The organism is Massilia rhizosphaerae (genome assembly GCF_016093545.1).
Classification (GTDB): domain Bacteria; phylum Pseudomonadota; class Gammaproteobacteria; order Burkholderiales; family Burkholderiaceae_D; genus Telluria; species Telluria rhizosphaerae.
The window spans coordinates 1-13,212 of the sequence record NZ_JADKYX010000027.1 but is presented as its reverse complement, the minus strand read 5'-3'; the positions used below and the strand labels follow the sequence as shown (position 1 = coordinate 13,212).

Here is a 13,212-nt window from a genome sequence, read left to right as displayed (position 1 = left end):
CCTCAGGCGACCGACAACGCCACCATCCCGATCTCGCCCAGCCGCACCGGCACCGCGCCGCGCGCCACCATGCGGTCGAGCGCGCGCCGGCCGTCGCCCGGCTGCACGTCCACGGCGCGCATCGCTTCCGGCACGATCAGCGTCGTGAAGCCCTCTTCCAGCGCATCCGTCACGGTGTTCAGCACGCAGTAATCGGTGGCGAGGCCCACCACCGTCACGCGTTCCACGCCCCGTTCGCGCAACTGCGCGGCCAGGTCGGTGCCGCCGAACGCGGAATAGGCGTCGGCGCCGGCCGTCGTGGCCTTCGAGACGACGATGGCGTCGTCCGGCAGCGCCAGTTCGGCCGCGAATCCGGCGCCCGGCGTGCCGGCCACGCAATGCGGCGGCCACGGTCCGCCCTGGGCCCGGAACGAGCAGTGGTCCTGCGGGTGCCAGTCGCGCGACGCGAAGATGGGCAGGCCTTGCGCGCGGAACAAGGCGATCAGGTGATTGATGGGGGCGACGACTTCGTGGCCGCCCGCCACGCCCAGCGCGCCGCCGGGCAGGAAGTCGGCCTGCATGTCGATCACGAGCAGGGCGTCGCCCTTGTCGAGGTGGATCGCGCTCATACGCATTCTCCGGATGGCGGCGGCATGCTGCCGCGATATCCCATTGTCGCGCAAACTCAGTGGCGCGTCCGGCGAGCGGCGAGGGCGGCGGCGGCCGGGTCCGGGTCGTGCCCGCCGAGCCGGTCGAGGATGGCGGCGGCCCGTGCTGCCAGCGCGGCGTCGGCCGCGAACACCGTGACCTGGCAGTCGTGCACGTCCTCCTGCGCCACCGGCGCGAAGGTGTGCGAATAGGCCGTCTTGCCCGTCACGCCGGGCGCGTCGCCGACCGTGAAATTGCCTTGCACGGGTCCGCTCTCGTCGATGCGGACGTCGATCGCGACGTCGTCCGGCTCGACACCGGCGGCCAGCAACTCGATGCGCGCCTGCTCGGCGACCGTCACTTGCTTGAAGGTGCGTACGATGGATTGCTGCATGGTGTCCTCCCGCATGGTCTCGTTGCAGGCACCGTACCAGAATACCGCGCCGCACGGCGCCCGCGCCCGGCGCCGATTTCCCTTAATCTATTTTCCACGCGTGCGGCATCGTTTCACCGTTTTAGTACAATCAGGAAACACCCAGCCGTAGCACCGCGCAGCATGACTTTTCAATAACAACCTTCCCAAGAGAACAACAAATGAAAATTTCAGCCCGGATCGCTTCCTCCCGTCCCCTCGCCACCACCGCCATGCACGGGCGCGTGGAAGCCATGCGCAACGAGGGCCAGCCCGTCATCGACTTCTCGATCGCAATCTCGCACTTCCCGGCGCCTCGCCCCGTGCTGGACGCGGTGGCGCAGGCCATCGAGCGCGAGCGCATCATGCCCTACACGGGCGTGACCGGCGCGCTCGACGTGCGCACGCGGCTGGCGGCCAAGCTGCGGACGGAAAACGGCATCGAGGCCGGGCCCGACGAGATCATCGTCACCAACGGCGCCAAGCAGGGCCTGTACGAAGCCCTGTACACGATCAGCGACCCGGGCGACACCGTCCTCGTCTTCAAACCGCATTGGCCGGCGTATGTTGCTACGTCACAACTGCTCGGCCTGCGCCCCATCCTCGTCGATCTGCCCGAGGAAATCACGCCCGCGCTGCTGGACGGCCTCGGCCAACCCGACATCGTCATCATCAATAACCCGCACAATCCCACCGGCAAGGTGTACACTCGCCGGGAACTGGAACACCTTCGTGCATGGGTGGAGCGCATCGGGGCCAGGGTGATCGTGGACGAGAGCTACGAACACCTGATCTTCGACGGCGGGCACACCAGCCTGGCGGCATTGTGCGACTGGCGGAATACGGGCGTGGTCACGCTGTTTTCGGCATCGCAGAGCTATGCCATGATGGGCTGGCGGGTCGGCTTCGCGCTGGCGCCCGCCGAAGTGGTCGACGCGATGCAGACGCTGCAAGGTCCGATCACGGCCGCCGCGCCGCATTTGTCGCAAGTGGCCGCCGTCGTCGCATTCGCGACCGGCGCGCCGCGCGCGATGATGGCGGACTACCGTGAACGGCGCGACCTCGTGGTGCGGCTGTTTGCCGAGGTCCCCTGGATCGTCATGCGCGCGCCGGCGTCCGGTCCGTACCTGTGGGGAGACGTGCGCAGCCTGACGCTGGACACGGTCGGTTTCGCCGAAGCGCTGCTCGAGGAAAAGAATGTGGCCGTCATGCCCGGCGAGGCGCTGGGCGAGCCGGGCCATGTCCGACTCGGCTATATTTCGGACGATGTGCCGACCTTGCGCGAAGGAATCCGCAGGATAATCGAATTTGGTGATGCGTTTGCCGCCCGCGTGGCGGCAGGTAAAAGATAGATAAGATGACATCTGGCTTGAGCCGCTTCCGGCTGAACAGCCTGCGCAGCCGGCTCATGTTGCTGGTGGCGCTGGCGATCACGCCGCTGGCGGTGATGACGATCCTGTCCGGGGTCCGCGAACGTGAACATGCCATCAAGGCATCGGAAGAAAACCTGCGCCGCCTGACGGGCATGGCGGCCGCCAACGAAGCCCAGTCGATCGAGGGCGCGCGCCAGATCCTGGTCGACCTGGCCAGCGTTCCCGACCTGATGGGCGACACCGCCAAGTGCACGTCGCTGCTGTCCGACGTCCTCGATCGCAACGAGGGCTTCGTCAACTTCGGCCTCATCCAGCTCAACGGCGACGTGACGTGCAGCGCCGTGCCGCTGCTGCATCCCGTCAACCTGGGCGACCGCACCCACTTCCGCCGCGCCATCTCGGAACGCCGCTTCATCGCCGGCGACTACGTGTTCGGCCGCGTCATCAAGAAGCACACGATCAACCTCACCTACCCCGTCATCGACCGCAGCGGCAAAGTGCTGGCCGTCGTGTTCGCGGCGATGGACCTGGAAGGCCTGGACACCTTCGTCAACGACATCAACCTGCCGCCCGGCTCCATCCTGGCGACGGCGGACGCGGGCGGCAAGATCATCTCGCGCCGCCCCGATCCGGAGCGCTATTTCGGCACCAAGCTGTCGCCCGCCACGCTGGAAGCAATGAACACGGCCGGCCAGCGCGCCGTGACGATCCGCGGCGAGGACGGCATCGAGCGCCTGCACACCTTCGCCCGCGTGGGCGCCCCGTCGCTGACCGAATACACGGTCACCATCGGCATCCCCACCGAGACGATCCTGTCGGCCGCGCGCCACGACCAGATGATGTCCCTGCTCGGCCTGGGCGCGACGACGCTGCTCGCGCTGCTGGCCGCCTGGCTCGTCGGCGACGTGCTGATCGTGCAGCGCGTGCGCAAGCTGATGGGCACCGCCGAGCGCATCGCCGCCGGCGACCTCGAGGCGCGCTCCGGCATCGGCTACGGCCACGAGGAGATCGGCAACCTGGCGCAGGCGCTGGACCGCATGGCGGCCGCGTTGCAGAAAAAGGAAATGGCGCGCTCGCTGGCCGAGCGCGAGCTGCGCGCCGCCGACCAGAGGAAGGACGAATTCCTCGCGATGCTCGCGCACGAGCTGCGCAACCCGCTGGCGCCGATCAGCACGGGCGCCCACCTGCTCAAGCTGCTGCACTCCGATAACGCCCAGATCACCCAGACCTGTTCCATCATCGTGCGCCAGGTCGACCACATGACGAGCCTCGTCGACGACCTGCTGGACGTGTCGCGCGTCACGCGCGGCCTCGTGTCGCTGTCGACCCAGGTGCTGGACTTCAAGCGCGTCGTCGACGACGCGGCCGAGCAGATCCGCCCGCTGATCGCGGCGCGCCGGCACCGCGTCGTGATCGAGCTGCCACCCCAGCCCGCGTACGTGAAGGGCGACCACAAGCGCCTCGTGCAGGTGTGCGCGAACCTGCTCAACAACGCCACCAAGTACACGCCGGAAGGCGGCACCCTCCACCTGCGCCTGGACGCCGACGGCAACGACTACGTGCTGACGGTGGCCGACGACGGCATCGGCATGGAGCCCGGCCTCGTCGAGCGCGTGTTCGACCTGTTCACCCAGGCCGAGCGCACGCCGGATCGCTCGCAGGGCGGCCTCGGTCTCGGCCTCGCGCTCGTGAAGAGCCTCGTGGAACTGCACGGCGGCGAGGTGAAGGCCTACAGCCCCGGCCTCGGCAAGGGGTCCACGTTCACCGTGCGGCTGCCCCGCTACACGCAGGACGTCGTGCTGGCGCCGGCGCCCGTCGTCGGCGACGAACAGGGCGACGGCGGCGTACCGCTGCGCATCCTGCTCGTGGACGACAACGTCGACGCCGTGCACACGCTGCAGCTGTTCCTCCGTTCCGGCGGCCACCGCGTGGAAGTCGCGTACTCCGCCACCGACGCATTGGAGCTGGCGAAGACGTTCGTGCCGGAAGTCTGCCTGCTCGACATCGGCCTGCCCGACTTCGACGGCAACGAACTGGCGCGTCGCTTGCGCATGCTGCCGCAGGCCAACGGCGCGACCCTCATCGCAATGACGGGCTACGGCCGCCAGCAGGACCGCGACGCGTCGACGGCCGCCGGGTTCGATCATTACCTCGTCAAGCCGGTCAACACGACGCAGCTGGCGGACATCCTGGCTGCCGCGGCGGAAGCCAACATCAGGCGCTGACGCGTCTTCGCATCGTGCTGGTGGGTCTTGCTGTTGGGCCCAACCTTATCATCGATGCCAAGGAGATGATGCATGGAGACCGTCGAAGTCGTCCTGGCGATGCTCGTTGCCGTGATCGCCAGCGGCTACGTGGCGCGCGTGCTGCCCGTCGCGCTGCCGCTGCCGCTGATCCAGATCGCGCTGGGCGCCGTGATCGCGGGCGGCTTCCGGCACGGCGTCGCGCTCGATCCCGAAATCTTCTTCCTGCTGTTCCTGCCCCCGCTGCTGTTCGTGGACGGCTGGCGCATTCCCAAGATCGGGCTGTTCCGCGACAAGGCGACGATCCTCGAGCTGGCCCTGGGCCTCGTCGTGTTCACCGTCGTCGGCGCCGGCTATCTGCTGCACTGGATGATCCCGGCGATGCCGCTCGCCGTCGCGTTCGCGCTGGCCGCCATCGTGGCGCCGACGGATCCCGTCGCCGTGTCGTCGATCACGGCGCGCGTGCCGATGCCCCCGCGCCTGCAGCACATCATCGAGGGCGAGAGCCTGCTCAACGATGCGAGCGGCCTCGTATGCTTCCGCTTCGCCGTCGCGGCGGCCGTGACGGGCCACTTCTCGCTGGCGCGGGCGGGGCTGTCGTTCCTGTGGATCGCGCTGGCGGGCATCGCCGCCGGCGTGGCCATCACCTTCGCCATCACGCGCACGCACGGCCTGCTGCAGCGCCGCTTCGGCGAGGAGGACGGCGTCCCCGTGCTGATCAACCTCCTGACGCCGTTCGGCGCCTACCTCGTGGCCGAGCGGCTGAACGCGTCCGGCATCCTGGCGGCCGTCGCGGCGGGCGTCACGATGAGCTACCTGGAACTGTCCGGCGCCGCGACGCCGGGCACGCGCATCCGCCGCAACGTCATCTGGGACGCCCTGCAATTCACCCTGAACGGCACCATGTTCGTGCTGCTGGGCGAGCAGTTGCCGGACATCGCGCGCGGCGCCCTGCGTCCGCACGGCGGCCAGCCGTACGACCCGTGGTGGCTCGCCGGCCGCGCACTGGCGCTCAGCCTGGGCCTCGTGCTGCTGCGCTTCGTGTGGGTGTGGATTTCGCTGCGACTGACGATCCTGAACCGCAAGCGTCTCGGCCGCCGGGCCTTCGAGCCGCGCCTGCGCGTAATGCTGACCACGTCCGTGTCGGGCGTGCGCGGCGCGTTGACGATGGCCGGCGTGATGACCTTGCCGCTGGCCCTGCCGGACGGCTCGCCGTTTCCCGCGCGCAATCTGGCGATCTTCCTCGCCAGCAGCGTGATCGTGTTTTCGCTGCTGCTGGCCAGCGCCGCCCTGCCCGCCCTGCTGCGCGGCCTCACGATGCCGGACGAACCGCAAGCGCAATGCGACGAGGACGATGCCCGCCACGCGGCCACGCTGGCCGCCATCGCCGCGCTCGAGAAATTGCGGGATGGCGACGGCGCGCCGGCCGACGCCGCCGACCCCGGCCTGCGCGAACAGGCCGTGGGCCACGTGCTGCGGCTGTACCGCCACCGCCTCGACGCGACGGACGCCGTCAACGGCCACGGCGACGCCCAGGCGCTGCAACGCGCGGAGCGCGCGGTCCGGCTGCTGGCGCTGAACGCCGAGCGCGACGCCGTGCTGCGCCTGGCCCGCCGCATGGACGTCCCGGACGAGACGGCGCGCAAGCTGCTGCGCCAGATCGACCTGCTGGAAGCGACTTACCGGCAGGACTAGGCGGCGCCGGCCCGACCCGGCCCGCATGACGCGCTGTCGGCCAATTTTACAATGCGGTCGCAACCAATTTGCAAGGTCTTGATTACACGCGGTTATCCAACATGGTGTGATTCTTGCTCAATAGTCGCTCGCAGGAACGTACCAAGTCGTTGATTTCACTCATACCAATAATCAGGGAGATCACCATGTTGGGGAAACTCAGTCTCGGCATCAGATGGCTGGGCACGCTCGTCGTGCTCTTGTTCTCGCAATTGGCCGCGGCCAGCCCCGTCGCGATCGGCTATATGTCGTTCGACGTCACGTCGGGCACCACGGCCCAGTTCGACATCGCCAACCTCACCGGTCCGAACGCCCTCGCGCCGGACTTCCCGGTCGCCACGCCGCTCGCCTTCACGTCGCTGAACCTGCTCGTCACGTTCTCGGACGGCAGTTCGCACGCATTCGGCCTGTCCGACTTTACGCTCAGCATCGACGGCATGTCGCTGGACGGCCCGACCGTCGCGATCGGCGGCACCACCTTGCCCGTCGCGGCGACGCTGTCGGGCCTCGTGAACCCGACGTCCATCGATCCCGGGACCGGCACCATGATGGACATCGACGCCGCGTTCACGCCCGTGACGCTCGGCGACATCCACGGCCCGGCGCTGGACGACGGCTCGCTCGGCATCCTGTACGTGCACGAACCGCGCAGCGTGTCCGTGCCGGAGCCGTCGTCCGCCTGGCTCGTGCTGATCGGCGCCGCCGCCTTCGGCCTGCGCCGGCGCGGGCGCTGGGCCGTCGCCGCGGCCCTGCTCGCCGCGGCGGGCGGCGCGTCGGCCACCACTGCCGTCAAGCTGGCCGCCGCGTCAATTCCCAGCAGCGGCGTCGTCGGCGTGTCGTACCTGAAGGTCACGGCGATGGGCCTGCCCGCCGTGGCGCCCGCCGGCGTGATGGTGACGATCGCACCCACCTGCGCCGTCGGCGGCCCGGTGGCCGGCCAGGTCGTCACGCCGGCGTCCGCCATCATCCCCGTGATCGGCAGCACGTCCCAGGTCCGCTTCCAGATCCCGGCCGCGCTCGCGCAGGGCACGTATTATGTGTCGCTGTCCGGCGGCAGCGGCGCGGGCGCGTTCGCCAGCACCACGTGCGCCGTGATGAACGCGACGACGACGAACACGACGCTCAACTCCTGCCTGCCGACCAGCTCCCTCGCCGTCGCGCTCGGCCCGACGGTCACCGCCTACGTGCCGAACGGCTGGTGGGGCGGCGGCGCCACCGGGGTCCAGGTCGTGCCGATCGAAGGCGCGGGCGCGCCCACGTCGATCCCGACTGCCGGCGTCGTCAATTCCTGCTCCGCCAACCCGAGCACGGGCCAGGCCGTGTGCACCGCCAACACCAACGACGTGTACCTGATCAACGGCCACACGCTGACCAATACGCTGGCGAGCGGCGCCACGATGGGCGCGAGCTTCTCCGGCGGCACCTGCCGCAACTGCGGCGTGGCCGTGAACGGCCTGACGAACACCGCCTACGTCACGGTGGGCCTGTCCGACAGCCCGTCCGGCTCCGGCATCCAGGCGCTGAACCTGGGTACCAACGCGTTCGGCACGCCGCTGCGGCTGAACCACATCGTGTCCGAAAACATCTCGGTCGACGCGGGCCGCAACCTCCTGCTGACCCCGGGCGAAGACAACAACTACGGCCTCGTGCGCCTGTCCGGCACGGGCGGCCTGCTGGCCGAATACGAAAACACCGCGATCGGCGGCGGCGGCGAATACGATTCCAGCGCGGCCGACTGCACGACCGGCATCGCGCTGGCGTCGAACGAGTTCACGTCCAACGTGTCGATGGCCGACCTGAACCAGGCCAGCTTCACGCCCGGCTCCGGCAGCGCGATCGGCACGTGGACGGCGCCGTCCAGCGTCGTGGCGCTCGACGGCTCGTTCTCGGCCGGCATCTCCGGCATCTCGGTGGCGCCGGGCGGCCAGCACATGGGGATCCTGACGGGCGAATTCGGCGGCCAGAGCTTCGCCGTGTTCCAGCTGCCGGCCACGCCGGGCACGGGCGGCACGTTGCCGGCCCTCGTCGACTATGCGGTCGTGAACAATCTGCCGAACACGCCGGACGGCGCCTACTTCGCGGCCGGTTACGATCCGCACACGATCACTGCGTACACGAGCCCCAACGACGGCCGCGCCTACGCCGTGATCGCGGACTGGGCCACCGGCACGCCCAGCTGGCTCGCCGTCATCGACCTCAAAAAGATCCAGGGCGCGCCCCGCGTGCCCGGCACGCACACGGTCGACACGTCCGTGTACGACGTCCTCGCCAGCGGCGCCGTCCGCTACGTGCCCGTGCATTGACGGCCCGGCGGGCAGCCGCGCCCTGCGTTAGTTCCCGAACGGTGCGCGGACTGCGGCGGGGTAGACTGGCTCCGACCCATCTACCCCGTTGCGAACGACGAGCCCGATGAAGAGCGAAGACGCACCCCCGGCCGCCCCGCCGCCGAACACCGATCCGCCCGCCGCCGCGAAGGCCGCCGGCCTGCGCTACGTCCACGACGACCGCCCCGGCATCCGGCGCGAGCCCGCCGCAGACGGGGCGTTCCGCTACCGCGGCGCCAAGGGCGAGCCGGTCGAGGACGAGGCCACGCTCGCGCGCATCAAGTCGCTGGCGATCCCGCCCGCGTGGACGGACGTCTGGATCTGCCCCCAGGCCAACGGCCACCTGCAGGCGACGGGCCGCGACGCGCGCGGGCGCAAGCAATACCGCTACCACCCGAAATGGCGCGAGGTGCGCGACGAGGTCAAGTACGAACGCATGATCAACTTCGGCAAGGCGCTGCCGAAGATCCGCAAGGAAGTCGACCGCGCGCTCGCCCTCCCCGGCCTGCCGCGCGAAAAAGTCCTCGCGACGATCGTCTACCTGCTGGAAGCGACGATGATGCGCATCGGGAACGACGAATACGCGCGCGAGAACAAGTCGTACGGGCTGACGACGCTGCGCAACCGCCACGTCCGCATCGACGGCAGCGACGTCGAGTTCCGCTTCCGCGGCAAGAGCGGCATCTATCACGACGTCAAGGTGCACGACCGGCGCCTGGCGCGCATCATCCGGCGCACGCGCGACCTGCCCGGCCAGGACCTGTTCCAGTATCTCGACGAGGACGGCGAACGGCACACCGTGGGTTCCTCAGACGTGAACGACTACCTGCGCGCGATCACGGGCGAGGATTACACGGCCAAGGATTTCCGCACGTGGTCGGGCACGGTGCTGGCGGCGCTGGCGCTGCAGGAGTTCGAGGCCGTCGATTCCGACGCCCAGGCCAAGAAGAACGTCGTGCGCGCCATCGAATCCGTGGCGCAGCGGCTGGGCAACACGCCGTCCGTCTGCCGCAAGTGCTACGTGCACCCGGCCGTGCTGGACGCCTACCTCGACGGCACGATGCTGGAAGGCCTGCGCGCCCGCGCCGAGGAAAGCCTCGTCGAAGACCTCGAGGACTTGCAGCCCGAGGAAGCGGCCGTCCTCGCGCTGCTGGAACGGCGCCTCGCGCAGGAGACGGCGGCCGGCGAGCTGGCCGTCAAGCGCCGCGCCGCGTGACCGGCCCGATTACGCGTCGGGTGCCCGCTCGGCCAGCCCGAACGCCCCCGGCCGCAGCCAGCCGCGCACGATCCGGAAGCGCCACATGCGCTCCACGGGCGGCACGCGCTCCGGCTGGGCCGCCGTCCAGTCCACGTCGACGACGCCCTGCAGCTGCAGCACGTCGCCCGTCGCCACGTCGGCCAGCACGATGGCCGCATGCGGATTCGCGACGAAGTTGCCCAGCGTGTTGAAGTAGCGGTTACCCGCGTAATCCGGCACGGACAACACGTTGCCTTCCAGCCGCGCGAAGCCGGCCGGGCCGCCCCGGTGCGAGATGTCCAGGCCCGCCGCGGCGCCTTGCGCGTCCGCGCCGCTGGCGCTGGCGACGAACAAGGTCGTGGCCGCGGCCAGCATCGCGCGCGCCCGCGCCGGCACGTCGGCGCCGAACGCCGTCGCCGGTCCCGGCGCGCGGTCCGCCGGCACGAGCGCGCGCACGTGGATGTAGCGCGGACAGTTGCCGAACGATTGCGCGACGTCGACGGCGAACCCGGCGCCGTCCACCCGCGCCAGCACGCCATTCAGGCGGTTGCGCCGGCGCGTGCCCAAATCGATGCCGAGCAGGCCCACCGCGGCGCCGGCCGCGAGCCGTTCCCGCGCCGGGTCGTCGGCGGCCGGCAGCGCGGCGACCTCGAGCCGCGCCGGATCGGGCGAATGGGCGAAGCCCGGCGGTCCCTGCACGAACGTCGCGAGGGGCCACCCGCCTCCGTCCGCCACGGCCACGCAGACGAACGGCAGCAGCGGGAAGAAGGTGCGGTGCTGGTCCGGCATGCGGTTGCGGATCGGTGGGCTGAACGGTTCGATGCCCGCCATGGCCTGCGCCTGCAGCTCGCCGGCGTGGAACGGCGTGGGAATGCGGTCGCCATCCATGATCGCCTCACTCGCGCGGCATCGCGACGAAACCCGGCAGCGCCTGCACGCGGGCGATCCAGGCCCGCACGTGCGGGTAAGGATCGAGCGCGATGCCGCCTTCCGGCGCATGCGCGACGTAGCTGTAGCATGCGACGTCCGCGATGGTCGGATGGTCGGCCGCGAGCCAGTCGCGCGCCGCGAGCTCGCCGTCCATCAGGCCCAGCACGCGGGCGGCCAGCGCCTGCGACAGCGCCGGCGGCACGCCCGTGTCGTAGAAGCGTGCCGAGACGCGCGCGGCGGCCGGGCCGAACATGATCTCGCCCGCCGCCTGCGACAGCCAGCGCTGCACGCGGGCCGCGCCGACCGGGTCTTCCGGCAGCCACGCCGTGCCGGCCGCGTTGCGCTTCGCGAGATAGACGAGGATGGCGTTGCTGTCGGCCAGTACGGCGTCGCCGTCCTGCAGCACGGGAATCTGGCCCAGCGGATTGAGCGAGCGGAACGCGGCCGAGCGGCGCACGTCGGCCGGGCTGTCGGCGAAGGCGTACGGCAGGTCGAGCAGGTGCAGGAACAGCTGCACGCGGTGCGTGTGGCCGGACAGGCGGGTGCCGTGGAGGATGCGGGCGTGGGTCATGATCGTCTCGCGGGTCGTTGAGGATGCATGCATCGTACTGCCGCTTAATTCACACCGGAATCCGGCATAATGGCAATTCAGCATTTCGACACTTGCAATAATCATGGACCGACTCGACGAGCTGCACGTGTTCATCGCCATCCTCGACGCGGGCAGCATGGCGGCCGCCGCGCGCAAGCTGGGGCGCTCGCCGGCGGCGGTCACGCGCATCCTGGCCCAGCTCGAGACGCGCGCCGGCGCCCGGCTGTTCGAACGCAGCACGCGCCGCCTGACGCCGTCGGAGACAGGCCTGCGCCTGGCGGAACAGGCGCGCCGCCTGCTGGCCGACTACGACGCGGCGTTGCAGCCGCCGGGCGCCGGCGCGCCGCGCGGCCTGCTGCGGATCACGGCGCCGACCGCGTTCGGCCGCCGCCACGTGGCGCCCATCGTCACGCGCTTCCTGCTGCGCCATCCGGACATCCAGGTCGACCTGCTGCTGTCCGACCGCAACGTCGACCTGATCGAGGAAGACATCGACGCCGCCCTGCGCATCGGCGCGCTGTCGAACATGAGCCTCGTGGCGCGCCGGCTGGGCGAGGTCGGCCGCGTGACGGTCGCGAGCCCCGCCTACCTCGACCGGCGCGGCACGCCGCGCGCGCCCGCCGACCTGGCGGACCATGAATTGATCATGTCGACGGCCGTGCGCAGCGTGGCCGAGTGGCGCTTCGCCGGCGCGGGCCGCGAACACGTCGTGCGCTACAGCCCGCGCCTGCGCGTGAACGACGTCGAGGCCATGCTGGCGGCCGCGCGCGACGGCTTCGGCATCGCCCGCGCGCTGTCGTACCAGGTCGAGCCGGACCTGCGGGCCGGGCTGCTGCGCCGCCTGCTGGTCGACTACGAGCCGGAGCCGGTGCCCGTGCACCTGGTGCTGCGCAGCAGCCGCCACATGGCGCCGCGGCTGCGCGCGTTCGTCGACTTCGCGGTCGAGGAATTCGCGGCGCTGGCGGTGATCCGCTGAGCGGCCGCGCGGGCCCGTCCGGGTGTCCGGACCGAGAATGCATATCGCCGCAGCGACCGGCAAAAGACGCCAGGACATAAAACGGCGACGCCTCGTTCTTCGCGGCCGAACGCCACGAGGAAGCATCCGATGATCCGCCGCTGCAGCGCTCGGAAAGTATTCGATGCGAACGTGGTAGGCAAAGATCACACATACGCCGTACATCGTGGCCAGGGCGACGCCGGACTGGAACGGTTTTTTGCCGATGCAGGCCACCAGCCAGTGGTCCTCGGGTGCGGCCGGCTTGAGAGCGCGGTTTAAGGAAAACGTTTGGTGCCGAGCAGGATGTGGTGATACGAACTCATGGCCGGGTGTCGGCCGGCCGCCTTGCTCGTCAATGAATCAACCTTCGTTATTTGCAACCGCTTTCGTGACCGGTTTTGCATGCTCGCCAAATCGCTGAGTGCGCCTATCAAAACTCCAACGTGCCAGAAGAGCAATACGGGTCGTACACTGAGGCCAAGAGCGGACGGTCGCGCCCTCTACGCCTTTTGAAACAGTTCTATCCTGCCCAGCGGAATATGAATGAAACCCGAAGTTCAGCAAAACAAGATCGTCGTTTTTTCCGGCTCGGGGCTTAGCGCAGAGAGTGGGCTTCGGACCTGTCAGAAATTCTGTGTGCGGGGCCAGAATTCGTAGTTAGGTAATTGCGTTTGTGAAGCGTTCGCCGAACATGATGGCGAATTGGTTGGCGGCCTGCTTCCACGTACGCTGCGGCATCTTCC

General features: G+C 69.5%; 10 protein-coding genes. 6 read left to right on the top strand and 4 right to left on the bottom strand.

Annotation, left to right across the window (positions count from 1 at the left end):
* Positions 1–2: 2 nt before the first annotated feature.
* Both ISF28_RS27690 and ISF28_RS27685 read right to left on the bottom strand, forming a co-directional pair.
* A complete protein-coding gene (locus ISF28_RS27690) occupies positions 3–608 on the bottom strand; it encodes an isochorismatase family protein (RefSeq protein ID WP_198120409.1) in 606 nt (201 codons plus the stop codon).
* A 56-nt stretch (positions 609–664) separates the two neighbouring features.
* Complete coding sequence (locus tag ISF28_RS27685; RefSeq protein WP_198120408.1) at positions 665–1,021, bottom strand: hypothetical protein; 357 nt, start codon at positions 1,019–1,021, stop codon at positions 665–667.
* A 200-nt stretch (positions 1,022–1,221) separates the two neighbouring features.
* On the opposite strand from ISF28_RS27685, the gene ISF28_RS27680 reads away from it, so the two are divergent.
* From ISF28_RS27680 to ISF28_RS27660, 5 genes are all read left to right on the top strand, one after another.
* Complete coding sequence (locus ISF28_RS27680; protein WP_198120407.1) at positions 1,222–2,391, top strand: pyridoxal phosphate-dependent aminotransferase; 1,170 nt, start codon at positions 1,222–1,224, stop codon at positions 2,389–2,391.
* A 5-nt stretch (positions 2,392–2,396) separates the two neighbouring features.
* Positions 2,397–4,637 carry a hybrid sensor histidine kinase/response regulator gene (locus ISF28_RS27675; protein ID WP_198120406.1) on the top strand — a complete coding sequence of 747 codons (2,241 nt, stop codon included), beginning with the start codon at positions 2,397–2,399 and terminating at the stop codon, positions 4,635–4,637.
* Positions 4,638–4,709: 72 nt separating this feature from the next.
* Positions 4,710–6,350: a Na+/H+ antiporter gene (locus tag ISF28_RS27670; RefSeq protein ID WP_198120405.1), complete on the top strand. Its 1,641-nt coding sequence runs from the start codon at positions 4,710–4,712 to the stop codon at positions 6,348–6,350.
* 185 nt (positions 6,351–6,535) lie between these two features.
* Positions 6,536–8,692 (top strand): PEP-CTERM sorting domain-containing protein, encoded by a 2,157-nt coding sequence (locus tag ISF28_RS27665; RefSeq protein ID WP_198120404.1) that lies wholly within the window; start codon positions 6,536–6,538, stop codon positions 8,690–8,692.
* Positions 8,693–8,798: 106 nt separating this feature from the next.
* Positions 8,799–9,929: a DNA topoisomerase IB gene (locus tag ISF28_RS27660; RefSeq protein WP_198120403.1), complete on the top strand. Its 1,131-nt coding sequence runs from the start codon at positions 8,799–8,801 to the stop codon at positions 9,927–9,929.
* A 9-nt stretch (positions 9,930–9,938) separates the two neighbouring features.
* Here ISF28_RS27660 and ISF28_RS27655 read toward each other — a convergent pair whose 3' ends face one another.
* Entirely contained in the window at positions 9,939–10,838 is a 900-nt protein-coding gene (locus ISF28_RS27655; RefSeq protein WP_198120402.1) for a pyridoxamine 5'-phosphate oxidase family protein, read from the bottom strand.
* A 7-nt stretch (positions 10,839–10,845) separates the two neighbouring features.
* On the bottom strand, positions 10,846–11,451 hold the full coding sequence (locus ISF28_RS27650) for a glutathione S-transferase family protein (RefSeq protein WP_198120401.1): 606 nt from the start codon (positions 11,449–11,451) through the stop codon (positions 10,846–10,848).
* A gap of 103 nt (positions 11,452–11,554) precedes the next feature.
* Between ISF28_RS27650 and ISF28_RS27645 the strand changes: the two genes are divergently transcribed.
* The gene (locus ISF28_RS27645; RefSeq protein ID WP_198120400.1) at positions 11,555–12,448 is read left to right on the top strand and encodes a LysR family transcriptional regulator; all 894 of its coding nucleotides are present in this window, start codon (positions 11,555–11,557) and stop codon (positions 12,446–12,448) included.
* The last annotated feature ends 764 nt before the right edge of the window (positions 12,449–13,212 follow it).